General features: G+C 43.2%; 24 protein-coding genes and 4 tRNA genes. 19 read left to right on the top strand and 9 right to left on the bottom strand.

Going from position 1 to position 22,987, the window contains the following annotated elements; translation table 11 throughout:
- Positions 1–236: 236 nt before the first annotated feature.
- The 3 genes from AC1DVJ_RS01515 to AC1DVJ_RS01505 form a co-directional block, all read right to left on the bottom strand.
- Complete coding sequence (locus tag AC1DVJ_RS01515) at positions 237–644, bottom strand: hypothetical protein (RefSeq protein ID WP_477587803.1); 408 nt, start codon at positions 642–644, stop codon at positions 237–239.
- Between the two features lie 284 nt (positions 645–928).
- Complete coding sequence (gene cmpA, locus AC1DVJ_RS01510; protein WP_477587801.1) at positions 929–1,093, bottom strand: cortex morphogenetic protein CmpA; 165 nt, start codon at positions 1,091–1,093, stop codon at positions 929–931.
- A 73-nt stretch (positions 1,094–1,166) separates the two neighbouring features.
- A complete protein-coding gene (locus tag AC1DVJ_RS01505; RefSeq protein WP_477587799.1) occupies positions 1,167–1,520 on the bottom strand; it encodes a hydrolase/acyltransferase in 354 nt (117 codons plus the stop codon).
- Between the two features lie 160 nt (positions 1,521–1,680).
- Between AC1DVJ_RS01505 and AC1DVJ_RS01500 the strand changes: the two genes are divergently transcribed.
- From AC1DVJ_RS01500 to AC1DVJ_RS01460, 9 genes are all read left to right on the top strand, one after another.
- Positions 1,681–2,154 (top strand): SprT family protein, encoded by a 474-nt coding sequence (locus AC1DVJ_RS01500; RefSeq protein ID WP_477587797.1) that lies wholly within the window; start codon positions 1,681–1,683, stop codon positions 2,152–2,154.
- A gap of 19 nt (positions 2,155–2,173) precedes the next feature.
- Positions 2,174–2,249, top strand: a tRNA-Asn gene (locus AC1DVJ_RS01495).
- Positions 2,250–2,252: 3 nt separating this feature from the next.
- Positions 2,253–2,341: transfer RNA gene (locus AC1DVJ_RS01490), tRNA-Ser, on the top strand.
- Positions 2,342–2,485: 144 nt separating this feature from the next.
- Positions 2,486–4,228, top strand: a complete 1,743-nt coding sequence (locus tag AC1DVJ_RS01485; RefSeq protein WP_477587795.1) for a methyl-accepting chemotaxis protein — start codon at positions 2,486–2,488, stop codon at positions 4,226–4,228.
- Positions 4,229–4,390: 162 nt separating this feature from the next.
- Positions 4,391–4,462 (top strand) — tRNA-Glu (locus AC1DVJ_RS01480).
- A gap of 15 nt (positions 4,463–4,477) precedes the next feature.
- A tRNA-Leu gene (locus tag AC1DVJ_RS01475) sits at positions 4,478–4,559 on the top strand.
- Positions 4,560–4,641: 82 nt separating this feature from the next.
- The gene (locus AC1DVJ_RS01470) at positions 4,642–4,953 is read left to right on the top strand and encodes a hypothetical protein (protein WP_477587793.1); all 312 of its coding nucleotides are present in this window, start codon (positions 4,642–4,644) and stop codon (positions 4,951–4,953) included.
- A 19-nt stretch (positions 4,954–4,972) separates the two neighbouring features.
- Positions 4,973–6,778, top strand: coding sequence for a site-specific DNA-methyltransferase (locus tag AC1DVJ_RS01465; protein WP_477587792.1), 1,806 nt, complete (start codon positions 4,973–4,975; stop codon positions 6,776–6,778).
- Positions 6,779–6,958: 180 nt separating this feature from the next.
- A complete protein-coding gene (locus AC1DVJ_RS01460) occupies positions 6,959–7,189 on the top strand; it encodes a helix-turn-helix domain-containing protein (RefSeq protein WP_477587790.1) in 231 nt (76 codons plus the stop codon).
- 40 nt (positions 7,190–7,229) lie between these two features.
- Here AC1DVJ_RS01460 and AC1DVJ_RS01455 read toward each other — a convergent pair whose 3' ends face one another.
- The gene (locus AC1DVJ_RS01455; RefSeq protein WP_477587789.1) at positions 7,230–7,805 is read right to left on the bottom strand and encodes a 50S ribosomal protein L25; all 576 of its coding nucleotides are present in this window, start codon (positions 7,803–7,805) and stop codon (positions 7,230–7,232) included.
- A 361-nt stretch (positions 7,806–8,166) separates the two neighbouring features.
- On the opposite strand from AC1DVJ_RS01455, the gene AC1DVJ_RS01450 reads away from it, so the two are divergent.
- From AC1DVJ_RS01450 to AC1DVJ_RS01415, 8 genes are all read left to right on the top strand, one after another.
- Positions 8,167–9,348 (top strand): glycosyltransferase family 4 protein, encoded by a 1,182-nt coding sequence (locus AC1DVJ_RS01450; RefSeq protein WP_477587788.1) that lies wholly within the window; start codon positions 8,167–8,169, stop codon positions 9,346–9,348.
- Positions 9,348–10,445, top strand: coding sequence for a glycosyltransferase (locus AC1DVJ_RS01445; protein ID WP_477587786.1), 1,098 nt, complete (start codon positions 9,348–9,350; stop codon positions 10,443–10,445). Before AC1DVJ_RS01450 ends, AC1DVJ_RS01445 begins: the two co-directional genes overlap by 1 nt.
- Positions 10,438–11,517, top strand: a complete 1,080-nt coding sequence (locus tag AC1DVJ_RS01440; protein WP_477587784.1) for a mannose-1-phosphate guanylyltransferase — start codon at positions 10,438–10,440, stop codon at positions 11,515–11,517. Before AC1DVJ_RS01445 ends, AC1DVJ_RS01440 begins: the two co-directional genes overlap by 8 nt.
- 20 nt (positions 11,518–11,537) lie before the next feature.
- A complete protein-coding gene (locus AC1DVJ_RS01435; protein ID WP_477587783.1) occupies positions 11,538–12,482 on the top strand; it encodes a DUF1861 family protein in 945 nt (314 codons plus the stop codon).
- Between the two features lie 227 nt (positions 12,483–12,709).
- Complete coding sequence (locus tag AC1DVJ_RS01430) at positions 12,710–13,528, top strand: NUDIX domain-containing protein (protein ID WP_477587782.1); 819 nt, start codon at positions 12,710–12,712, stop codon at positions 13,526–13,528.
- A gap of 79 nt (positions 13,529–13,607) precedes the next feature.
- Entirely contained in the window at positions 13,608–14,273 is a 666-nt protein-coding gene (pnuC, locus tag AC1DVJ_RS01425) for a nicotinamide riboside transporter PnuC (protein ID WP_477587781.1), read from the top strand.
- Complete coding sequence (locus tag AC1DVJ_RS01420) at positions 14,249–15,292, top strand: AAA family ATPase (protein ID WP_477587780.1); 1,044 nt, start codon at positions 14,249–14,251, stop codon at positions 15,290–15,292. The genes pnuC and AC1DVJ_RS01420 overlap by 25 nt, the downstream gene beginning before the upstream one ends.
- Positions 15,292–16,176, top strand: coding sequence for an ADP-ribosylglycohydrolase family protein (locus AC1DVJ_RS01415; RefSeq protein ID WP_477587779.1), 885 nt, complete (start codon positions 15,292–15,294; stop codon positions 16,174–16,176). Before AC1DVJ_RS01420 ends, AC1DVJ_RS01415 begins: the two co-directional genes overlap by 1 nt.
- 189 nt (positions 16,177–16,365) lie before the next feature.
- On the opposite strand, the gene AC1DVJ_RS01410 is transcribed toward AC1DVJ_RS01415, so the two are convergent.
- From AC1DVJ_RS01410 to AC1DVJ_RS01395, 4 genes are all read right to left on the bottom strand, one after another.
- Complete coding sequence (locus AC1DVJ_RS01410; protein ID WP_477587777.1) at positions 16,366–17,598, bottom strand: ATP-binding protein; 1,233 nt, start codon at positions 17,596–17,598, stop codon at positions 16,366–16,368.
- 420 nt (positions 17,599–18,018) lie between these two features.
- Positions 18,019–18,582 (bottom strand): O-acetyl-ADP-ribose deacetylase, encoded by a 564-nt coding sequence (locus AC1DVJ_RS01405; protein WP_477587776.1) that lies wholly within the window; start codon positions 18,580–18,582, stop codon positions 18,019–18,021.
- Between the two features lie 36 nt (positions 18,583–18,618).
- Complete coding sequence (locus AC1DVJ_RS01400; protein ID WP_477587775.1) at positions 18,619–19,443, bottom strand: WYL domain-containing protein; 825 nt, start codon at positions 19,441–19,443, stop codon at positions 18,619–18,621.
- A complete protein-coding gene (locus tag AC1DVJ_RS01395; protein ID WP_477587773.1) occupies positions 19,430–20,740 on the bottom strand; it encodes a helix-turn-helix transcriptional regulator in 1,311 nt (436 codons plus the stop codon). The genes AC1DVJ_RS01400 and AC1DVJ_RS01395 overlap by 14 nt, the downstream gene beginning before the upstream one ends.
- 159 nt (positions 20,741–20,899) lie before the next feature.
- On the opposite strand from AC1DVJ_RS01395, the gene AC1DVJ_RS01390 reads away from it, so the two are divergent.
- Complete coding sequence (locus AC1DVJ_RS01390; protein WP_477587771.1) at positions 20,900–21,682, top strand: nucleotidyltransferase domain-containing protein; 783 nt, start codon at positions 20,900–20,902, stop codon at positions 21,680–21,682.
- A gap of 64 nt (positions 21,683–21,746) precedes the next feature.
- A complete protein-coding gene (locus AC1DVJ_RS01385; protein ID WP_477587770.1) occupies positions 21,747–21,908 on the top strand; it encodes a hypothetical protein in 162 nt (53 codons plus the stop codon).
- 93 nt (positions 21,909–22,001) lie between these two features.
- On the opposite strand, the gene AC1DVJ_RS01380 is transcribed toward AC1DVJ_RS01385, so the two are convergent.
- Positions 22,002–22,721: a GntR family transcriptional regulator gene (locus tag AC1DVJ_RS01380; protein WP_477587769.1), complete on the bottom strand. Its 720-nt coding sequence runs from the start codon at positions 22,719–22,721 to the stop codon at positions 22,002–22,004.
- Positions 22,722–22,987: the final 266 nt, after the last annotated feature.

Here is a 22,987-nt window from a genome sequence, read left to right as displayed (position 1 = left end):
TTATTCCCTCTGTAGCTATTAGTCCGAATTTGCCGAATTAATCTCATTAACTCCATCATTAAATCCTAAATAGTCCTAAACAACCCAACTAAAACAACCAAAACAACGCTTGCACAGGGAAAAGAGGTAAATAGTTCGGCAGAATCGGACTATTGGTCTTTTCTCACAAGTAATACTCGTTTTAATTCGGAGATATCGGACTAATGCAACTTTGGCCCCATGTCGCCATCATCCCCCTACTTCTGCCCGCCTCCCACCTCTTTCACCAAATAAGTCATCGTATATCGCTGACCAGCAATAAGTGAAAGTATCCCTTCCATCGAGAGGCGGATGAGCCAATCGGCAGCGATACGAATATTCACATTGCACTCGGCTGCGACTTCTTGAAGCCGAATTTTGCCATTACGCCGATTGGCGATCTGGAGGATAAACTGCTTCCGCAGCTCCCATACGTCCGCCTCAAGCTCAGCGATGGTTGGGGGATGTAGTTTGCTGTTGGGAGATGACCTTCGTTGTTCCAAAGGGATCACGTTGTTTTTGAAGCGGACAGAGGGACTTTCCTCATTCCGCAGGCGGTTTTGATTTCTTTTCTGCTGATGCATCTCACGCATCCTACGTAGCCAATGACTACTATTTTGCTGCATGTAATTAAGCCTCCTTTTGATAGCCAATACGCAAAAAAAGCACAAACGAACGGCAGAATAATCTGCAAGTTCGAGTGTGCTTCACTCATTTATTGGTATTTGTTTGTATTTTGCATTTACTATTTGTTACAATTGTTTACAGTATAGAGGGCATGTTTCAAATATGCAACTATTTTATTCTTGTCCTCGAGGGCGTAAAATTCGTTCTTTTAAGCAACGGGTTGCAACGCTATGTATCCATGGCAAAAAAGCCAGCACTTGTGGCACAAGTACTAGCTTTTTGATCAAAACTTACGTTTGCTCGGTCCGTCCGTTGATTGGCTGTCAGGCCACTCCTCTTGTGAGCGGCGAGTGCGGTAAAAGTACCAGCTATCATTCAATAATCGGATTTGTCTAAGGTTTTTGTTCTGGAAGGCACGCATTAATTGATTACAAAGCCATTGAGGCATATGCCCATCCCCTTCTTCGCCATGTACTTATAGCATATGAAGGTTTAGGAAATTGGGTGCAGGTCCTTTATTTTTAGAGATCAAATTCCTCTTCGTACCATTGTTCGAGTTGAGCTTGCAACGCACGAATTTCAGTCAACAAGGAAATCAAAGGATACGATTTTTCTTGGATGCTTGAGAATGTTTTTTCGAGACCATTGATGTAATCCAAGCCTTGAATCAACGTATAGGTCGTACCGATTAATTCCAAATCGTCACATTCAGCAATAACGCGTGGAAGTTGAGGAACATGATCAGCCGTTAATTTCTCTAATTCTTTGTGCAACCGCTGGTTCAAAGCCGTTAATTGATAGGAATAGGAGGAAGGCATTTCGACGAATTCCAGTTGCTGGTCAAGCTTCAATATCGCATAGCGCATTTGTGGCATGGGAACTGTTCAAATCCTTTCTGTATAGAGCGTTCGATCTTCTTTTCTACTTGACAGTATAGCCGTACATACGGTACAAATTCAAGTAAGAACTTGTCATTCGAAGTATTATAGGTTGTCATTAGCCGTACTCGTGACTTGTCATTGGGAGTGTTCGTAGATGGAAGATCGAGAGCTGCAGCAATGGATCGAGCAAATTTCTATGGAATCGTTTGGGAGACCCTTCGTTCATCAGGCGCGTTTTAACCGAAGATTGCGTTCGACGGGTGGACGTTATTTTATGAAATCGCATGATATTGAGATCAGTTGGAGCCAGTGGGAGACCTATGGTCGGGATGAAATCGAAAAGATTATTAAGCATGAGCTCTGCCATTATCATTTGCATATTTTGAAGCGAGGCTACCAACATCGTGATCATGATTTCAAAACCTTACTAGCCCAAGTTGGAGGTACACGGTACTGCCAATCCCTGCCGAGGCCTAAGGTAAAGCAAGCTTTTAAATACAGGCTGGAGTGTGTGAATTGCAAGACGGAATATTTTCGCAAGCGTAAAATGGATGTTCGTAAATTTGCCTGTGGGAATTGTAGGGGAAAATTGAAATCGTATACACTTGACTTACCAGCCCCTTCATAATAAAATAAGACTTGTTCATTCCCTGATAGCTCAGTTGGTAGAGCACTCGACTGTTAATCGAGTTGTCACAGGTTCGAGTCCTGTTCGGGGAGCCATATGGAGAGATACCCAAGTGGCTATAAGGGGATCCTCTGCTAAGGGATTAGACTGCGTAAGCGGTGCGAGGGTTCGAATCCCTCTCTCTCCGTCACGAAATAAGTTCAATGGCAATTTTGCCGTTGGGCTTATTTTTGTTCATCTCAATCTCAACCTAATCTAACAATTTTCTAATACTAGTTAAATGTTTGTACTCTATAGTGAATAAAAAAGCTTCACGATGGAGGAACTCCCAGTGACTAAATTATTTTCGATACATGTGCGTCTTATCCTATTACTATTGATTCCATCCCTGCTATACTTAGGCACGAGTGTGTATCTACTACAGATAAACAAGACAACTACGGATGAACTAACCTCATCGTTGTATGAGACAACGGAGAAGAGCACGTCGCTCATTCTGAATGCCGATCGTGATATGTATCAGGCCTTAACTGCCTATCAGCTGTTAGTATCGGGCATGTTAACGGCAGAAGAGAAGACGGCTCAGCTGAAGGCGCTCAAAGACAATATTGATCAAACGAATACAAGGGTCGGTCAGGCTGTTACCATTTTAAAAGATAAGCAATTATTGCAAACCGCGCAAGTTGAGAAGAACGTGACGATTGAGCAAAGTGCAGCGAGCTTCCAAGCCTCCTTCGATCAGTGGGTCAAAGAAGCGAATGCTGTTGTTCAAGCGGGGAGCTTTGGCAAAGGGGTTTTGAATGAAGCGAAGCTGGCAGCAACCTTTGAAAAAGGACGCGAGGGTCTGAATGTCATTGGTGAAATTTTGGACGAACATGCCAAACATAGCATTGTTAGTATCGAGCAGGAAAATAACAAAACAGCACAAGGGGTTTACATCGGCGTGGCGGTTATCATCGTCATTCTGTTGGGAGCAGGCGGATTCGTGATCAGGAAAATCATGCTGACGATTCGTAGGATTTTGTCCATCACGGGTAAAGTTGCTGCAGGAGATTTGCGTCATGAGCCGCAGTTGACCTATACACAGGATGAGCTGGGTCAGATTTCAGAATCGGTCGATGATATGGTTGCGAAAATGAAGGGCTTGATCGGTACGATCGCGTTCAATACGCAATTCGTGCAGGATGCTTCCGTGGAGCTCTCGGATAGCTCCAAAGAGTCCGCTCACGCTGCGGAGTATGTGGCTGCGAATATTCAAGAAATGACGCAGGAAGTTGAAGTACAGGCAAGAAGCAGTGAAGAGACGAGCCGGGCGATTGAGGAGATGGCGATTGGGATTCAACGCGTTGCGGAGAATTCAAGTGTCATGGCCGATCACTCCTCGCTGACATCTCAGCACGCAACACTTGGTAATGAACTGCTCTCGAAGCTGCAGCATCAAATTGTGAATATGCTAAACTCGGTCGAGCAATTGTCTATGACGGTACAGTCGCTCACGCGTAAGTCTGATGAGATCGGCCAGATCGCATCGAGCATTACCAGTTTCGCAAACATGACCAATCTCTTGTCGCTGAACGCTTCGATCGAGGCAGCTAGAGCGGGTGAGCATGGCAAGGGGTTCAATGTCGTCGCCCAAGAAATCCGCAAACTGGCTACACAATCTATCGAATCGGCTGATGGCATCAATCAGTTAATTCATGAGACGAGAGTCGAGATTGAAAGTGTATCTCAGTCGATGAATGCGACCAAGCAGGAAGTGAGCGCAGGCTCACAAATGATGCAGGAAGTGAACCTGAGCTTCGAAACGATCATGCAATCCGTGACGCATATCGTCACGCAGATCCATGAGACATCGGCCATTACACAGCAAATGTCAGCAAGCTCGGAAGAGATTTCTGCGACGATGGATCATTCTGCTGCAAGTTCGTCTCAGATTCTTACGAGATCTCAAACCGTAGCAGCGGCTACGGAGGAGCAGCTTGCGATGATGCAGAACATTGCTGCTGCGTCGGAACAGCTGAGGTCTGTGGTGAATACATTGAATGAATCCGTATCTTATTTCAAAATTAAATAGTGAGTTGAAATAGGGGCGCTTCCATGTTTTTTCTAACGTGGACATGGGGGCTCCTTATTTTTCAGCGTTAACTGGATTTATTTCCATAAATTAGGCTTGTCAACGGAAGCAGAATCCTTTATAATAAAACATGTCGTCCTTAATGGGCAGAATCGTTGTTATGGCCCGTTGGTCAAGTGGTTAAGACACCTCCCTTTCACGGAGGTAACAGGGGTTCGAGTCCCCTACGGGTCATTTTTTTCCTCTTATGCGGTCGTGGTGGAACGGCAGACACACCATCTTGAGGGGGTGGCGCTCACAAGGCGTGGGGGTTCAAATCCCCCCGACCGCATCCCAGTTTTACATGTAAGAAACCCTTAGTGTATAAGGGTTTTTTCTTTTTTATATAGCCCCATTAACAAAGGAGCACTCCTATGGATCCGCAAGTCAAACAAGCTTTAGAGATGACACTTCACAACTGGCAGTCAATGACCACGTATCAAAGCGATGAGAAGGAAGCTGTTGCTGATCAATTTCAATCTTCGTTCTATGTATTCATTGACACGGTCCGCGATTGGGTACTCCGTCAAGAAACCGTGCCTCTTACATTGGATGCTATGCTTGAAATCGAGATGATCCAAGATATATTCGACCTGCTTCCTGCTCCATTACATCTGAATTTCGAAACCGAAATAGAATTAATTATCGATCGTGTAGAACGTGTTGATGAAGATAAATACGATTGATGACACTGGAGGTCAAACCATGAACCAACTGACCATGAAATCAACTGATTTGACCCAAGTAAATATAGATAAAATCGCTGATCTGTTCCCTAACGTCATTACCGAGGTAAAAGATGAGTATGGAAAGATCAAACGAGCAGTCGATTTTGATTTATTAAAGCAGGAGCTTTCTGATTTTCTTGTTGAAGGTGACAAAGAACGATATCAATTGACCTGGCCGGGCAAGAAAGAGGCCATACTCAATGCGAATAAGTCTATTGATAAGACATTAAGGCCTGTAAAAACAGAAAGCATCGACTGGGAAGATACTCAAAATCTGTATATTGAGGGTGATAATTCAGACGTAATGAAGCTATTACAGGAATCATATTTAAATAAAGTTAAATGTATTTATATTGATCCGCCATACAATACTGGCAAAGATTTTACCTATAAAGATGATTTCAAGGAATCGGTGGATGACTATTTAGTGAAATCAGGACAGGTCAGTGCAACGGGGATTCGTATGCTTCAGGATACGGAGACTGACGGCAGGTTTCACAGTGACTGGTTATCTGACATGTATCCAAAGCTAAAACTAGCAAGGAATTTGCTTAGAGAAGATGGCGTCATCTTTATCAGTATCGACGACAAAGAGATGCATAACTTGAGAAAATTGTGTGATGAGATATTCGGGGGTGGAAACTTTGTTGCCTCCATTGTCTGGCAAAGGGCATTTGCTCCCAAAAATGATGCTAAACACTTTTCGGTTAGTCATGACTATATCCTTGTTTATGCCCGCAATATTGATAATTTCAATATTAAATTATTACCAAGATCAGAAGAAACCAATAGTAGATATAAAAACCCCGATGGAGATCCAAGAGGCGCATGGGCTTCAGATAATCTAACAGTTAAAACCTATTCTGAAAATTATAATTATGTAATAACAACGCCAAGTGGTAGAGAGGTTTACCCTACGAATGGAAGGTGTTGGTTTACCTCGAAAGAAAAAATGAACAAATTAATTGATGATAATCGAATCTGGTTTGGGAAGTCGGGTAGCAATACACCTCGATTAAAAAGATTTCTAAGCAATGTTCAGGACGGGATGGTGCCACTGACCATATGGTTGCATCAAGAGGTCGGACATAATCAAGAGGGTAGGCAGGAAGTTAAAAAGTTATTTGATAATAAAGGCTATTTTGATGGGCCAAAACCGACACGCTTATTAAAGAAGATCCTACAGATTTCGAATTGCAAGAATGACGACATCATATTGGATTTCTTCTCCGGTTCTGCAACAACAGCCGATGCGGTCATGCAGTTGAATGCTGAAGATGATGGCAATCGCAGATTTATTATGGTGCAATTACCAGAAGCTATAGATGAACAGTCGGAAGCATTTAAAGATGGGTATAGAAACATCTGTGATATTGGTAAAGAACGAATTCGTCGTGCCGCCAAGAAAATTAGTGATGAAACCAAGGTATCGATTGACTATGGTTTTCGGGTGTATCGCTTGGATGATTTAGCTTCCAACATGAAAGACGACCGTACAGGTGAGGACTTGCTGATCCAGGTGATGCTAAGATGCGGCTTGGAACTGTCGTTGCCCATGGAAGCAAGAAGCATGGAGGGCAAGACCGTCCATTACGTTGCGGGTAATTCTTTAATCGCTTGTTTCGATGAAGAGGTATCAGAATCAGTCATGAAGAGGATTGCCGAGGATCAACCTCTTCGTGTTGTATTCCGCGGCAGCGCATTCAGGGATGATTTTGCCCGAATTAACGTGGAAGAATTGTTCAAAATGCTCTCTCCACATACAGAAATTCAAGTGCTGTAAGAGATAACTTCTGACTCGGACTCCGATGGTTGGTTAACGAATAACTTCATCAAGTTGTATCAAGTCTCAACGTAGTGAGTTTTAGTTAGAAGTTGACGAAATCCGTCAACAAGTAGTATATTACAATTGTTTTCTTTTTTTATATTTAGCTTCGCTAATTGATCAATCAGGGGTGTAGGCATGCCGGGGGTTCACAGTAATTTAAAAGAAATTATGAGAGCAAAAGATCCAAACTTATCGATCCGACAACTCGCAAAAGATATTGATTATCATTTTGATTCTGTACGCAAGATGTATAAGGATGAGATGGTACAGTATCCACGCGATCTTATATGGCGATTATGCAAGTATTTTAATGTTAGTCCTGGTCAATTTATCGTTGTTATTCATGAAGAGGAAGATCAAATATAAAAGGGAACCTACATGGTTCCCTTTTATATTTACTTGCTAATTAGGCTGGAACGACGATGGCTTCCTCGGCATGAGCATGTGAGATTTTAACAAGCAGCGCACCAGAATTAGATAGCACCTCTACACCTTCATGAAATGCAAGATCGGAAACGTGTAAATGGTCACCTATGCCAAGTCCGCTAATATCAACTTCAAATGCACTAAGCAACTTATCCGGCATGCAACGAACTTCTACTTCGTGCAATTCGACTTGAAGAATTCCACCTTCTTTGACGCCTAACGGTTCACCAGAGAAATGAATCGTTACTTTCGAATCCATAGTTACGTTCATATTCAATTGATAAAAATCAACGTGGATGATCTGTTTGGATATGGGGTCTCTCTGAACATTTTGAATTAATACAGGTTTGTTCCCTATTTCCGGCATAGCTGCATTCAGAATTGCGCGCGGATTCCGCTTTATGGTTGAAAGTATATCTTTTTCACTAACGATGACAGGGATACTGCCAATGTCATTACCATATACAATTGCAGGAACATGTCCTTGTTTTCTCAGTTGACTGATTTGAGACTTACTTAGTTTAGCCCGTTCGTTTAACTGGATAGAATTACTCATCATTTGTTGCCTCCTAATCGAATGGGAAAAAATCATGTATAGATGCGATCAAACATACAATAAAAAACCGATTAGCAATGTAATGTCTAATCAGTTCGTCAATGACCATATTTTCTTGTCATGCTTTAATCTTATCACAAGTTCCCTGCTTGTCAAACGAGGGAGGCATGAATTCCGTTGCATTGACAAGAAAATATGGTCGTGTTAAGGTTTAAGAAGCAGATAGGAGCGGAAATTGTAGCGGGAATTATGGCGATATCCTTTAGACAAATGCATATAGATTCAATTTGGAAATAAAGTTATCTTTATTTCTTTTTTTATTATCTACTGTAATAATTTATAAAAAATAGGAGGATTTACTATGGGGAAAAACATAATCAAGCGCAATGTGGCATTTTTGGGAACTAGTTTGCCGAGAGAGTGCGGCTTAGCTACTTTTTCACAAGATATGATGAACGAGATCGAACGTATCCATGACTTTAATCCACCCCGAATCATCGCGGTTAACAATGACAAGGCTTATGCTTACGGTCATCAGGTTATGGGTCAGATTGGCCAGCATAAACGTGCGGATTATAGCCAAACAGCGATGGAACTGAATCATTCAAACATAGATTTGCTGGTGATTCAGCATGAGTTTGGTATTTACGGAGGAGAAAGTGGAGAATATGTTCTGGACTTGGCTGAAAAGCTGAAAATTCCGTTCATTGTTATTTTTCACACTGTGTTGTCCGAACCCAGTCCTAAACAGCGTTTTATCATGAAGAGGCTCGCTGATCTGAGCTATAAGGCTATCACTATGGTGAATAATAAAGTGCAGGATTTGCAGGAAGTATACGGCATTGCCCTCGAAAAAATTGCCATGTTTCATCATGGTGTTCCTTTCGTAGAAACCGAATCGAGAATTGAGCTTAAAGAGCGTCTAGGTTATTCCAACCGGCAAATTCTTTCGACCTTCGGTTTTTTAAGTCCTGGTAAAGGTATTGAATATGCCATTGAAGCCATGAGCGGAATTGTGGCCAAGCATCCAGAAGCCCTTTATATCATATGGGGCAAAACACATCCAGTTGTCAAACAAGAAGTCGGGGAAGTCTACAGGCAAAAGCTGATGGATCTGGTGTCTACGCTTGGCTTAGAACATAATGTTGCTTTCGTCGACAAGCATTTAACGCAGGAGGAAGTCGTTCAATCTCTCGTATTATCGGATATTTATATAACACCCTATCTGGGCAGGGATCAGGCTGTAAGTGGAACACTCGCTTACGGAATTGGTTATGGAAGGGTTATTATTTCGACACCATACCGCTACGCCGTTGAGATGTTAGCCGACGGAAGAGGACTGCTGGCGAACTTCCATGATTCTGCTTCCTTAGAAAATCATATATTGAACATACTTGACCATCCGGAATTGAAGACTGAGATGGAAAACAGAACTCTTGAACTTGGAAGAACGATGATGTGGAACGAGGTAGCTAAGTCTTATGCAGCACTTTTTCGTGAAACGATAACTAACCGTTATGTGGTAAAAGGAAACGCGGTTTAATGGGGGAACTGATGACGAAGCCGCTGCTAGTTGATTATTTAGGCAGATTGACGGATGACACAGGAATCTTTCAGCATACTAAATTTGGTATTACTGACCGTTCCAAAGGGTATACATCAGATGATAATGCAAKGGCACTGATTGCTGCCGTCATGCTGTATAAGAGCAGAAAAGATAAGGAATCCTTGGATCTCATTCACATTTATTTGGCCTTTATCCACCATGCACAAAATGAAGATGGAAGCTTTAGAAATTTTATGGATTACAATCGTGTATTTATTGAAAAAACGGGGTCCGAGGATTGCCTTGGCCGGTGTTTGTGGGCACTTGGATATACGCTATCGGAAGCCTCTGTGCCTGATAATTTGCAAAATACATGTAGATATATGATCAATCAGACTCTTCTACATGTGAAGCCTTTGAGATCTCCGCGAGCGATGGCCTATGCGATCATCGGATTGACGTATATGCTGGAGACGCCGCAAGCTTTAGCCTATAAGTTCCCTTATCCAAGTGGGGAAAAGGAAGATCCCGCTTTCCTGCCTCATGCTCTGATCGCATCGTTAATTGAGGAATTAGCCATGCGGCTGCATATGCAGTATCAAGGCAATAAGGGGGAGGGGTGGCAGTGGTTTGAGGATAGCATTACTTATGGCAATGCTATGCTGCCGTGGTCACTATTCAAAGCATCGCAATTTTCCAATGCAGAAGAATTTCAGCAAAGTGCCAAAGAAAGTTTTGATTTCCTGGCATCGATCACTTTTTCGAATGAAGGCTATTTTAAACCTGTAGGAAGTCATGGTTGGCTAAAACGGGGCTGCGATGCGGCTTTGTATGATGAGCAACCGATAGAGGCTTGCGAGATGCTGTTTGCCTGTTTGGAAGCCTACAAAACGTTGGGGACTCATTCGTATTTTGCCAAAGCGTCTTTATGTTATAACTGGTTTCACGGGCGTAATTCGCGTAATGAATCATTAATTGATGCCGAGACGGGCGGCTGTTACGATGGCATACATGCAACAGGATTAAATTTAAATCAAGGCTCTGAGAACATCGTTTCCTACTTGATGGCTCATATGGTCATGCATAATGAATAAATTTGCCACGATTCTTGCTGGTGGGGGTGGAACCCGATTTTGGCCTTTATCCCGGCAGGAACTGCCGAAACAACTGCTGAACATAAGCGGCAACGATATTATGTTAAATGATACCATTGAGCGCTTTAACGGGGTCATTCCGATGGAAAATACCATCATCGTGACCAATCGGTCTCAAGCTGTGTTACTCGAAAGCATTATGCATTTGAGTGTTCAGCCCAAAAATATTTTAGCTGAGCCTGTAGCCAAGAATACAGCGGCGAGTATCTTGTTGGCCGCCTTATTTATCGAAAAACATCATGGCGACTCTTTGATGGTTGTATTTCCTTCTGATCATCATATTACTGAAGAAGATAAATTCAAGAAAACATTGGATGAGGCCTGCACGATTGCCATGGATACAGGTAAGATCGTTACAATTGGCATCAAGCCCACGTTTCCATCGACTGGTTATGGGTATATTTCCTACCAAAGTGAACCGTTCATGACGAAGCCCTGCAGCGTTTTTGAGGTAGCTGAATTTGTGGAAAAGCCTAACTTTGTGAAGGCRCAGTCTTACCTTGCATCCGGTCATCATTTATGGAACAGCGGTATGTTTATTTGGAAAACTTCAAGTATTATCGACAATTTTAAAAGGTTCCTTCCGAGGCTTTACAAAACAATGCTACCCTTAATGGCCTATATGGGCACAGATCGCCAAGAAGAAATGATCAATGAAATCTATCCTTTACTGCAAAACATTTCAATCGACTACGGCATTTTGGAGCGGTGTGACGAGGTTGTAGTCATTGCTGGCGATTTCGGCTGGAACGATATTGGAAGTTGGGATGCACTTGGTGCGATATTTCCTCCAGATGAATACGGTAATATTGTCAAAGCAAATTACCTCGGCATCGAAACGCGAAATTCTATTATCTATGGGGAAAAACGGTTAATTACAACAATCGGTATCGATGGCCTGATTATTGCAGATACCAAGGATGCGCTTCTGATTTGTGCCAAAGATAAGGCGCAAGAGGTAAAGGAAATCGTCGAAATGTTGAAAGAAAAGGGAATGCAGGAATACACCTAAGAGAGGCTGAATCACAACCCATGATGAAATTGGAATGGAACACCAAAACTTGCAAAGAACTACTTCTTGAATATCAACCAGCGCAAGTGAAAGGCAAGAAGCTTCATTTTGCGGGAGTCGGCGATAGAGACGTGTATAATATTACGGCTCCTTTTATGAACGAAGGTGAGTTGTATATCGCCGGGCGGGTTGAAGAGCGCAACTCGGAGGAATCCGAAATCATCTTCTTTACATGTAAGGATGATGTATGGACTCCAAAGGTGGATTTACCGAAGTTTCAACTTCAAGATCCCTTTATTACAAGGATTAGTGGGGAATGGATCTTGGGTGGGGTTGAACTTTACTTTGATTCCCCACCATCGAGGGCTATCATTGGGTGGAAGACCGTGCTGTATCGAGGGAAAAACTTGCATAAGCTGGTACATGCCGCATCGGGGCCTTGGAATATGAAAGACATCCGATTAACGGAATTATCCGATGGAACAATTGGGGTTTTTTCAAGACCTTTTGGTATTGAAGGCACTAGAGCTGTCATCGGCTTTAGCATTCTTGCATCATTTGAGGATTTAAGCGAAACGGCAATTATTAAAGCACCCTTGTTTCGCGATCAATTCCTGAAGGATGAATGGGGAGGAGCCAATGAAATTCATTTACTCCAAAATGGATTCCTTGGCGTTTTAGGACACATTTCATATACGGATGATGAAGGGAAGCTGCATTACCATGCGATGTCATTTGTTCTCAATCCGCTGACGAGGGAGAAGTCGCCGGTCAAAATAATTGCAACAAGAAGTGATTTTCCGGAAGGCCCCGCCAAGCGTCCAGATCTAGTTGATGTGATATTCAGCGGTGGTTTGGTTCGAAAGCCGAATAACCGGGCTGATCTTTATGTGGGGGCTAGTGATGCGGAAGCTCACTATATTGAGATTGCGGATCCGTTTACGGACTACGAGACAACGGCTTGATACTTTTGATGGTGAAAACCTTAAATTAATAACAGGCTCAACCCATGTTAGATATGGAGTTGGGCCTTATTTATATTCGTAAGTCTCTACATTGGCTCAACACAGGTGTTTAATGGGTTGAGCATTTACATTTCGTATGAGTTATAAAAATATGTATAGCTGGCCGATAACGAGTAATTCTTTGAATAGGTTATGAATCACTTGACATCTCCGCTAAACATGTCATAATGATAATATCAAATCAACAATATAAGTTTTTGAAAGCAGGTGCCACATTGGACGCAAACGACAATCAATACAACTACACTTCCCATAAATATCGGACACCAGATGGCGCACCAAGTGACATCGTCATCTTCACCATTACCTCCACAGAGAAGAATACGACCAAAAAATCGCTACCCATTCGGGAATTGCAGGTCCTCCTGATTCAAAGAAAACAGTGGCCGTTCGAAGGGCAATGGGCGTTACCTGGCGGGTTTTGCCAAGAGACAGAGAGTATGTATGAATGTGCTCGGCGGGAGCTTCAAGAGGAAACCGGCGTGACGGATGTTCATATGGAATACCTTAACGTCTACAGTACACCCGGACGTGATCCAAGAGGTTGGATCATCTCACACGCCTTCTTCGCTTTAGTTCACGAGAGGTGGTTGGCTGAAAGGCGTGCTGACACGGATGCGTCGGATGTGCGCTTATTCACGGTGGAGGAGGCCCTTGGGCTCGAGTTAGCTTTTGATCATAGGGAGATTTTGGCGGATGCTTTGCATCAAATTCAGCAAAAGATGCTCACAACGACGATTGCCAAGGAGTTTCTTCCTGAAGAGTTCACCATTGGTGAACTGTATCAAGTTATCCAAACGGTCGTTCCGAATTTTGAGGAGAGTAACTTCATTCGCAAAATCACGTCTACGCAAAGCCGCAAAGGAATTATTGAAGAAGCGGTAGACCGTAACGGAGTGCAAAAGCTTTCGAACCGCTACTCACAGAGAGCAGCACAGCTATACCGTTTTACAGATCTGACGCCACAGCTGTCCATTTACAGCTAGGCGCTTCTCTTTTAACTTTTGATAATGTCATATTGAATGTATTGGTCGATGAGGAGTTAATCTTAAGGAGGCGTTTTATATGAAAAAAGCATGGTCATTATTGGTATTATTCATCTTTATGGTTGCCATTGCTATCTACACGTCATCTACGGCTATTGAAATCGTGGCGACTACGACAGGCTTATTGTGCGTATGGTTGACAGCGAAGGAAAATATATGGGCATGGCCGATTGGTCTGGTCAATGTCGGTTGTTTCTTTTTCATGTTTTGGGAAGCCAAACTTTATGCGGATACGATGTTGCAGGTACTCTTTTTCCTATTAAGTGTGTATGGTTGGATCATTTGGTTGACGAAAAGAGAAGGCACGAAGGTTCGTCCCACTCGCCAAATAACACCTCGGCTCATGTTCTTTTTAAGCATACTGTGTGTGGTTATGACCCTGCTTTGGGGCTATGTGCTGCAAACGTACACGGACGCTTCTATTCCTTATGTAGACGCCTTGATTGCCACACTTAGCATCATAGCGCAGTATTTACTCTCATCTAAAATACTAGAGAATTGGCTCATCTGGATTGCCGTCGACGTGATGTCGGTAGCCATGTATGCCTACAAAGATTTGTATGCTGTAGCGTTCTTGTACCTTATATTCTTGTTTATCGCCATTGCTGGCTATGTCGGATGGAAAAGAGAATTACAACTCGTAGATCGGAGGCAGCCAATATGTCACAACACAGAACAGGCCTGACACTTGGGAAGTTCGCGCCGCTGCATGCGGGTCATCAATTCATGATTGAGACAGCGATCAAGGAAATGGATGAAGTGATCGTTGTCATCTACGATTGTCCCGAAACGACGGATATTCCTTTGCGTGTGAGATCCAATTGGATTCGAACCCTCTATCCGCAGGTGCAGGTTATCGAAGCATGGGATGGTCCCATTGAAATAGGAGATACGCCTGAAATTAAAAGCATGCATGAAACCTACATTCTGCGGAAGCTGGAAGGGCGGAAGATCACACACTTTTACTCCAGCGAGTTTTATGGGGAGCATATGAGCGTGGCTCTGGGGGCGGAGAACCGTCAGGTCGATCCTGATCGGCACACAATTCCGGTGTCTGGCACCCAAGTGCGTCATAAACCTTTTGACAATAGAAAGCTTCTTAGTCCCGTTGTTTATGATTCTATGATTGCGAAAGTCGTATTTCTTGGCGCTCCTTCAACTGGCAAATCGACACTTGTCGCTTATATGGCGGAACAGATGAATACCGTCTGGATGGCGGAGTATGGTCGAGAATATTGGGAGAAAAATCAAGTGGACCGAAGATTATCGTTAGAGCAGCTGGAGGAGATTGCGGAGGGACATTTGGAAAGGGAAGAGCTCCTTGTGAGGGAAGCCCGTGAGGTTCTCTTCGTAGATACCAATGCGATTACAACGTATATGTTCTCTCACTACTATCACGGCAAGGCTACGCCACGTTTGACTCAAATGGCAGTGGAAGCAGCGTCACGGTATGATCTTGTTTTTGTATGCGATACGGATATTCCCTACGCGGATACTTGGGATCGTTCAGGGGAAGTACAGAGATTTGTGTTCCAGAAGCAGATTATTGCTGATCTCCAAATGAGACAAATTCCATACTTCCTGATAAAAGGCACGCTCGAAGAGAGAGCAGCAAGTGTAAGTAAGATTTTGAAGCAATATCGTAAATATCGTAGTTGGAGTGAATGCTTCATGACGAATACAGCAAGCGGTGGGAGGGAGTAATGAGTATGAACGAACACGATTTGTTAGATAAAATCAAAGGCGGATTGTATGGCGTAGCCGTAGGCGATGCTTTGGGTGGCACAACCGAATTCATGAGTGTCAAGGAAATCCAAGCAAGATACGGGTATTTGACGGAGATCATTGGCGGGGGCGCTTGGCGATTAGAGCCGGGTGAAGTGACGGATGACACGATGATGACGCTGTGCGTAGCGGAGGGTATACTGGAGAATCCAAGGGATCCGCTAGAGGCTATTGGTGCTCAGTTTATGAGTTGGTATCAAACGAGGCCAAAGGATATCGGGAATATCATCAGACATACTTTTGAAAATGTGGAAGAAAATTGGTTCGAAGCAGCTTACATTACGCATATCGAAATGGGCCAAAGTGCGGGCAATGGTTCATTAATGCGTTGTTTGCCAGTAGCGTTGGCATACAAAGACTGGGCAAAGATCGAGCACATTTCCCATATGCAATCTAAAATGACCCACTATGATGAGAGGTGCAATGAAGCTTGCGTCCTCTATAATCGCATTGCTTTTCGACTAGTACAGGGTGAAGAGTTGAAAGGGGTGATCCAGCAGGAGCTGATCGGAACGGAGTATGAAGGTATGCTCACGTCTGAGCCGAATTGTAAAGCAAGTGGGTTTGTCGTTCATACGTTTCGTTGGGTGCTCCACATTTTGCTGGAAGCTTCCGACTTTAGTGAAGTTGTACAACGAGCAGCCAATTTGGGTGATGACTCCGACACGATTGGCGCCATTGCCGGAGGGTTGGCCGGCATTTATTATGGCTATGAGCAGATACCTGCTAAGTATGCGGAGGCGATTTTGATTAGGGATCGGTTGGATGAGGTTGCGGATCGGTTGGTTGGGGTTCTCGGATAAGCGCAGTGAAAACACAAAACGGGCTTACGAAAAGGCATTGAATGATTTCTTTGTAACGATGACGGGAAGTGAAGCTTAATGTTATCAATCCAAAAAAGAGAGTGGTGTCTTCCTCCCATTCTCCATTAGCTTCAACCGCGATCATCCAATTCATATTCATTAATCCAGGTAAAATATGAGTTTGCTTGTTCATCCAACGACGGCGCGGTACTGAACCGTAATCGTTACGGTTGTCCCGACTCCCAACTCACTCTCATACTTGATCTGTCCATGCATACTTTCAATAATGCTGAAAGCTAGGGCTGTCCCAATGCCGGTTCCCACTTCTTTTGTCGTAAAAAATAAGGTGCCGATTCTAGAAGTTTGCTCCTTCGTCATACCTTTTCCATTGTCCATAATGACGATCTGGGCGTAATGATCGTGACCAGTCAAGCAAATGGAGACCATACCTTCCGATGGTGTCGCTTCTACGGCATTTTTGATTACATTAATTAAAGCTTGCTGCAGTTGCCCTCGATCGGTTTCGATCACGATGTCATCTTGAAGATTCGAGCTTAGCACGACCCCATTGTTGGTCGCCATTGGTGTATAAAGCGTAATTACATTGTCGACAAGGTCAGTCAGTGAGAAGGATTCTACCTTTGTCAGCTTAGGTTTGGCAAAAAATAAGTAGTCTTTAATAATAGCTTCCGTTCTCTCTAGCTCACCCATTGCAATGTCTAAATAATTTACATTTTTCCCATTTTGATGTGGACGCATCATTTGAAGGAACCCATTAACGACCGTTAAGGGATTACGGACTTCATGTGCCATGGAAGCTGCGAGCTGCCCTAATGTTTTCAGTTTCTCGTTTTGCTGAATTTCCTGCTTCATCACAATCCGTTCATGGAATACTTCGAATATCATCGCAGAGAAATAACATGCCAAAACTTGGAAAAAACCAAACGAAATAATGCTGCTCATAGGGATTTGGTTGGATACGATAACCGAGAAGCCCAGAAGCACAAGAAAAGGAATGAACGATATCATTAGTGTTCCACGCATGCGGTATTTGCCGGTTAACCCGACAATTTTTCTGGATGCAAACCAAACAAACACGAAGACCAGTGTGATATAGATGTATCCAACTATTAGCGCTGGGCCGCCCAAATAGGTACGGTTCGCTATAATGAACAAGTAGATTACTGCCCCTGCAGTTGGCCCACCGTAAATCGTAGAAATCATGAGAGGAACATATCTTAAATCCCAGTAATAATGCTCGATTTGATATGAAAAAAGCATACATAGTATAGATGATAATCCTTGGAACAAGCCTATGCCGAATGAAGACCGCACAAATCGCCATTTATCACCGATCGCTGTAAGAACCAGAGTTGGAGCAAGAACGATTAGAATGTTGAGAAACAATTTTTCGATTAGCATCAGCTCGAGTACACACCCTAAGATTGTAATTTGCTCATTCAACTCTTATTTCTACATAAATCACCATTTACCTGTATTTTTTGACCTTCATGCCAGAAATCTTTCTTATTTACGTCCTTCGCTGTTAGTTTCCGATTAAGAGGATGGTAGCTCTCTTTTGCCGGCGGAATCTTACCTGAAGTAGATGAAGATGTTGCGCTCGACAATAGTGTGAAATCACGATGAGTTAACAATGCGTGATTTCACAAATTTGAGTTAAAAAATGTTTAATTGCGAGAAACATCAGGAAAAGCCCACTCATAACAATAATGAGGGCACCTGCAATTGCAATCCATATATGCTTCTTCGTTCTAACAATTTTGTCTGTTTGTTCATGCTTTCTTTCATCTATTTTTTTCATTTTAGATCACCATTCCTTGTCTAGATAGAATCGTGCTCCGCAAGCATATTTAAATAAATATTGTAATTCTCATCATCAAAACAAACAAAGCAAATATGATCAACCGTTTGCTGTTCTGAGGTAATTGAATTCAAATGTACAATTACAGTCTTAAGCGCAATTTCGGCAGCAAGTTGTTTAGGGAAATGATAAATACCTGTACTGATATTTGGGAAAGCAATACTCTTAGCTTTATTCTCAGTTGCTAGTAATAATGAATTTTTGTAGCACTCTCTTAGCTTGTCCGTTTCATTGTTGTTTCCAAAGTTCCATACCGGGCCTACGGTGTGGATGACATAGGAGGCTGGCAAGTTGCCGGCAGTTGTAATTACGGCTTCACCGACTTTACAGCCTCCTTGCCGTTCTCTAATCTTTACGCAGTCCGCCAGGATCGCTTTTCCCCCAGCTTTATGAATAGCACCATCAACGCCCCCGCCGCCAAGTAGGCTTGTGTTTGTAGCATTGACTATGATATCTACATCGAGTTTCGTGATGTCCCCTTTAATAACGGTAAGCGTTGATTGATTGACATTGAACTTTTTCAAAGTGACTCCCCCTGCAAAAGGATACAATACTAAATCTCACAAAGATAATTCCTCACCAACCGAACTAACCCCATACCGTGCCAAAGCCTTCGTCGACGACTCCAACATTCGTCTTTTCAAAAAATCCCCCTCAATGACCCGAACACGTTTCCCTAGAAAACGAATCTTGGAGAGGAGATACTCTGTTTCGTCACCAAACAAGCAAATACGCACGCGGTAGAGATCATTCTCCGAATCGAATTCAACGTCTTTCTCGAAGCTGGAGAGGGCGTAAAGAATACGCGACAATTCCCTGTTGTAATCACGAACGACTTCAAGGACGGCTTCGCCTTTCCGAGCGTCCAATGCATGTTTGATTTTCACAAGGATGCTTTCTGCATCCAATGTTTGCAATGCCTCTGCAGCGACGGAAGCAATCTTATCCAGCTTGGTACGCATGAACGTGTGATGCCGAAGGTGAAACCAGAGCAGGTACCATTCTCTTTTGACCATGGAGTATTCTAATTTATAGGGCATTCCCGATTGATCTGGATGTAGGCGTCCGCCTTTGATCTCATACGTCATACGGATTCCGCTCTTCTCGGTAATTAGCCTTCGTAAAGAACGCAGGAGCGGATGGTAGACTTGTTTCTCCCTGCTGCGTGCTTTTTCAATGAGATGGTCGGAGGTATCCATGACCTGCTCTTCCCCTAGAATCGAGCGCAATTTACCCAACGTGTCAGGCGTGAAAGCTTCATCCGCCGCGGGATGGCCCAGCATCGTTTTCAGCCAGGCTCTTTCGTGTGAAGTGACCATGAACGTACCAGAATCCTCAAGCCGGGAAATAATCTGGTAGTTAAAAATCTTCTCAAACAGATTCATAGTAAGCTTGAATCTCCTTCCATTCGGCGATCATTTCCCTGCGGAACTGAACAGGCTCGAGTATTTCACAGCTTGACCCGAAGCTGCGCAGCCACGGCTTAATTTCAGTCGTTCCGTTAACCGTGATCTCATAGATAAAAGAATGCTCGTCCTCAGGCACAATTTGCCCCCACTGTCCTTGCAGCAATACGCGCTCCCTCACAAAGTTAGGTGCAGAACCTTCTGGATTGTAAAATCGAGCGCGAACCGTCACAGGTTGCCCCGTGTCAATCAGCCAGCTATACCGAATTTTCTCCTGAAGCTCGTTCGTCCTGTTCGCAAAGACGTCCTCATCCACGGCTTCATCTTCTTCGATCTGCGTAATCCCTTCCAAACGATACTTCCGAATTCCCTCTCTGCCACTTGTGAGTAAATACCATCGACCGTATTGGTGATCGTAGACCACTTTCAGCGGGAGTGTTTTCTCCACTTTTCCGTTCGTATCCCGCTCGAATAGCGGGTTAGTGTTCTTAGAAGCGTAGCTTTTTTCAGACTTCGGTGAGAAATATAAGAAGCGAACCTTACGACGGCTGCGGATGGCACTAAGAATCGTGAACAAATGTGCTTCATCTAAGATGCGGGAATAATAGTGATACTTATATAAAAAAGGCTCAATGGCAGGCTTCTCGTCCTGTTGGCGCGTCATATGCTTCTTCAAGCCATCACGCAGCAAATAGCCTTGCACAGAGGGCACCTGCGTGTTCGCCATGACATCTACGAAATCATAGAGGTCATACAACTCCTCATCGGAGAGTTCATGGATCAAATCATTCTGAATCCGGTAACGATATGGACGGGCGCCGGGTTGTCTTTTAACAACACCAACTTCCTCCAAATACTTAAGATCGGAACGAATCGTTTTCTCATCAGGCAGGGAAAGCTCAGAAGACTGACTCGTGCAACAGATGTCTAACAGCTCCATGGCTGTCAAAGCTTGTTCGTTCATAGCGGCTAAAAGCAACGAGATTCTCTGAGATTCCGATTCCTTCAGGGATTTGGCCCGAAATAAGAATAGCAGCATCGGATCCGTGGACTCGTAATAGCTGAAGCGAATCGTCTCAGCAAACTCCTTACGCTCCTCCTGCGGTAAGTGCTGGTAGGTGGAGCTCACGATCTCTTTTAACCGTCGAATGGTCTTGTCAAAAGTATGGATAGAAATCCCCAGTCGCTCTGAGAACTGTTGTCTATTATAGGCGCCACTCGTTAGCACGAGCATCCGTAGAAACTGGATCTCTTTATCAAAGCTTTCCTTAGCCACGCTACTCCTCCGTTCAAACTACATCCTATATCCATTGTAACAGGGGATGGAATTGGGCGAAATGGAAAACTTTCTCTTTGGTCGTAATACTTTCACCGTGTTCGTTGCGTTAGAAATGAGCGAAAATAGGTACAGTAATAACAAAGGAGGAAGAACCTCATGATCGATGTTCACCAACAAATCCTAGAAGAATTGAAACGGATCGAAAAGGAAGAAGATGTTCGTATCTTATACGCCTGTGAATCGGGTAGTCGAGCGTGGGGCTTCCCGTCCAAGGATAGCGATTACGACGTAAGATTTATATACATTAGGCCCGTGGATTGGTACCTGTCGATTTTTGAAAAACGCGATGTCATCGAACGACCGATCAGCGATATGCTGGATATTAATGGTTGGGATTTGAAGAAGGCTTTGAATCTGTTTCGCAAGTCGAATCCGCCATTACTAGAGTGGCTGCAGTCACCAATTCCGTATAGAGAAAATTTTACGATAGCTGATCAAATCCGTCACATTTCACCTTTAACCTTCTCGCCAAAATCGTGTATGCACCACTATCTGCACATGGCCAAAGGGAATTACCGGGAATACTTGCAGGGTGATCATGTCAAAATCAAAAAGTATTTCTATGTCCTGCGCCCGATCTTGGCCTGTGAATGGATTGAGCGATATAACACAATGCCGCCAATGGAGTTTCAAGATCTTGTCGACCGTTTAGTGCCAGATGGTAGTCCGCTAAAGGCGGCTATTCAAGTGTTATTAGCTCGTAAAATAGCTGGCGATGAGATGGATTATGAGCCAAGAATCAATCCAATTAACGAATTTTTAGAGGCACGAATAGCCTACTATGATCGAACCGCATCCAGCATGCAGGTGGGCGAAGGCGGTCAAGATAGCCAGTTGGATGATTTATTTCGCTCGGCATTGAAGGAAGTATGGGAATAGGGTTAACAATTTTCAAATAACGGGAGCTGAACTACATGGCCTATCAAAATATAAAGATTTCGCGGTGCATAATCACCACAATTTTGCGTGGAAAGAGGATCACAATGGTAAAGAGAACATAGTAGTCCGTAAGGGGGCTACGCCTTCTGCGCCAGTTCTGCATGTTTTGAAGCCAATTGGTGTATGTATGGCAGGGGCAGATGAGTTTGATCCGTATAAGGATTAAGAGGTTGAAATCTTCTGAACGTAAAAAAGGGGCTAGGTGAGAAGTTATTCTCACTTAGCCCCCTTTTTGGTTGGTGTCACTTTGTAGAACGCATTAAAAAAATCTTTCAATTGTGTAATTTGAGAAATCACCTCTAAAAATACCGAAGCTGTATTCGATCAGGGTATTGTCGGAGGAATACGTAAAGGTTTTGACTTGGAGACAAGGCGCACCTTCTTTAATTTGAAGCAACTTGCTAGCTAATTTGTCTGCGAGTACAGGCTTCAATTGCTCGGTAGAACGGTGGAGCTTGATGCCGTATCTCGTTCCAAGGAAGTCAAATAAAGACCCAGAGCCCTCCGTGTATTCATTTACTAATCCTGGAGCTAGACTCCAAGGAATATACGTGCGTTCGTACAATACAGGCTCAGCATCRGCATATCGTACGCGAAGCAATTGATTTAGCGGAGTGTTGCTAGAAATTTGAAAAAATTCATCAAACGGTGAACTAGAAGGAATGACTTTTGCTTCAAGAAGCTTGTTGATGGGTTCTTTACCTTGCATAATCAAATCTTGGGCAAAACTGCGGGTTTGATTCAACTGCAGTTCTTTTCGTTTAACGAAAGTGCCTTTTCTTTGYGTACGCTCAAGAATGCCTTCAATTTCGAGCTCGCTCAAAGCTAAACGAATGGTAGTGCGGCTAGCATTATATAGTTCGCATAAATCAGACTCCGTAGGCAGTTTGTCACCAACATTATAGATGCCTGTATGAATTTGCTTAAGAAGTTGTTCTTTTATATTAAAGTACAAAGAATTTTTATGTCGTTTTGTCACTACAAATTCTCCCTGTCTCAAATTAGATAAATAAAGTTAAGTATACCATGTTTAGAAATCAAATCATAGGAGTAATATATAAGTTCCGCCTTTATTTGTCACTACAAAAAAATGGCATAACTGGGGACTTCCAAATTTCAATTTGGTGAAAAAACCGCATAGGAACAGCTATAAATTCAGAAAAGTCTACAAGGTTTTACTGGTTTTCGTTAATCAGAATATTGTGGAAAATGCTTATAGTTTTTTATTTGTAACAAAAAACGAAA

It is taken from the genome of Paenibacillus sp. P4_A9, assembly GCF_056402415.1.
The sequence above is the reverse complement of the archived record's forward strand: the minus strand, read 5'-3'. Positions and strand labels throughout refer to the sequence as shown.

Bases quoted from the DNA above. Each gene is read 5' to 3' on its own strand.
- AC1DVJ_RS01515 (WP_477587803.1), bottom strand. From the start codon at position 644: ATGCAGCAAAATAGTAGTCATTGGCTACGTAGGATGCGTGAGATGCAT.
- cmpA (WP_477587801.1), bottom strand. From the start codon at position 1,093: ATGCCTCAATGGCTTTGTAATCAATTAATGCGTGCCTTCCAGAACAAA.
- AC1DVJ_RS01505 (WP_477587799.1), bottom strand. From the start codon at position 1,520: ATGCCACAAATGCGCTATGCGATATTGAAGCTTGACCAGCAACTGGAA.
- AC1DVJ_RS01500 (WP_477587797.1), top strand. From the start codon at position 1,681: ATGGAAGATCGAGAGCTGCAGCAATGGATCGAGCAAATTTCTATGGAA.
- AC1DVJ_RS01470 (WP_477587793.1), top strand. From the start codon at position 4,642: ATGGATCCGCAAGTCAAACAAGCTTTAGAGATGACACTTCACAACTGG.
- AC1DVJ_RS01465 (WP_477587792.1), top strand. From the start codon at position 4,973: ATGAACCAACTGACCATGAAATCAACTGATTTGACCCAAGTAAATATA.
- AC1DVJ_RS01460 (WP_477587790.1), top strand. From the start codon at position 6,959: ATGCCGGGGGTTCACAGTAATTTAAAAGAAATTATGAGAGCAAAAGAT.
- AC1DVJ_RS01455 (WP_477587789.1), bottom strand. From the start codon at position 7,805: ATGAGTAATTCTATCCAGTTAAACGAACGGGCTAAACTAAGTAAGTCT.
- AC1DVJ_RS01450 (WP_477587788.1), top strand. From the start codon at position 8,167: ATGGGGAAAAACATAATCAAGCGCAATGTGGCATTTTTGGGAACTAGT.
- AC1DVJ_RS01435 (WP_477587783.1), top strand. From the start codon at position 11,538: ATGATGAAATTGGAATGGAACACCAAAACTTGCAAAGAACTACTTCTT.
- AC1DVJ_RS01430 (WP_477587782.1), top strand. From the start codon at position 12,710: ATGATAATATCAAATCAACAATATAAGTTTTTGAAAGCAGGTGCCACA.
- pnuC (WP_477587781.1), top strand. From the start codon at position 13,608: ATGAAAAAAGCATGGTCATTATTGGTATTATTCATCTTTATGGTTGCC.
- AC1DVJ_RS01420 (WP_477587780.1), top strand. From the start codon at position 14,249: ATGTCACAACACAGAACAGGCCTGACACTTGGGAAGTTCGCGCCGCTG.
- AC1DVJ_RS01415 (WP_477587779.1), top strand. From the start codon at position 15,292: ATGAGTATGAACGAACACGATTTGTTAGATAAAATCAAAGGCGGATTG.
- AC1DVJ_RS01410 (WP_477587777.1), bottom strand. From the start codon at position 17,598: ATGCTAATCGAAAAATTGTTTCTCAACATTCTAATCGTTCTTGCTCCA.
- AC1DVJ_RS01400 (WP_477587775.1), bottom strand. From the start codon at position 19,443: ATGAATCTGTTTGAGAAGATTTTTAACTACCAGATTATTTCCCGGCTT.
- AC1DVJ_RS01390 (WP_477587771.1), top strand. From the start codon at position 20,900: ATGATCGATGTTCACCAACAAATCCTAGAAGAATTGAAACGGATCGAA.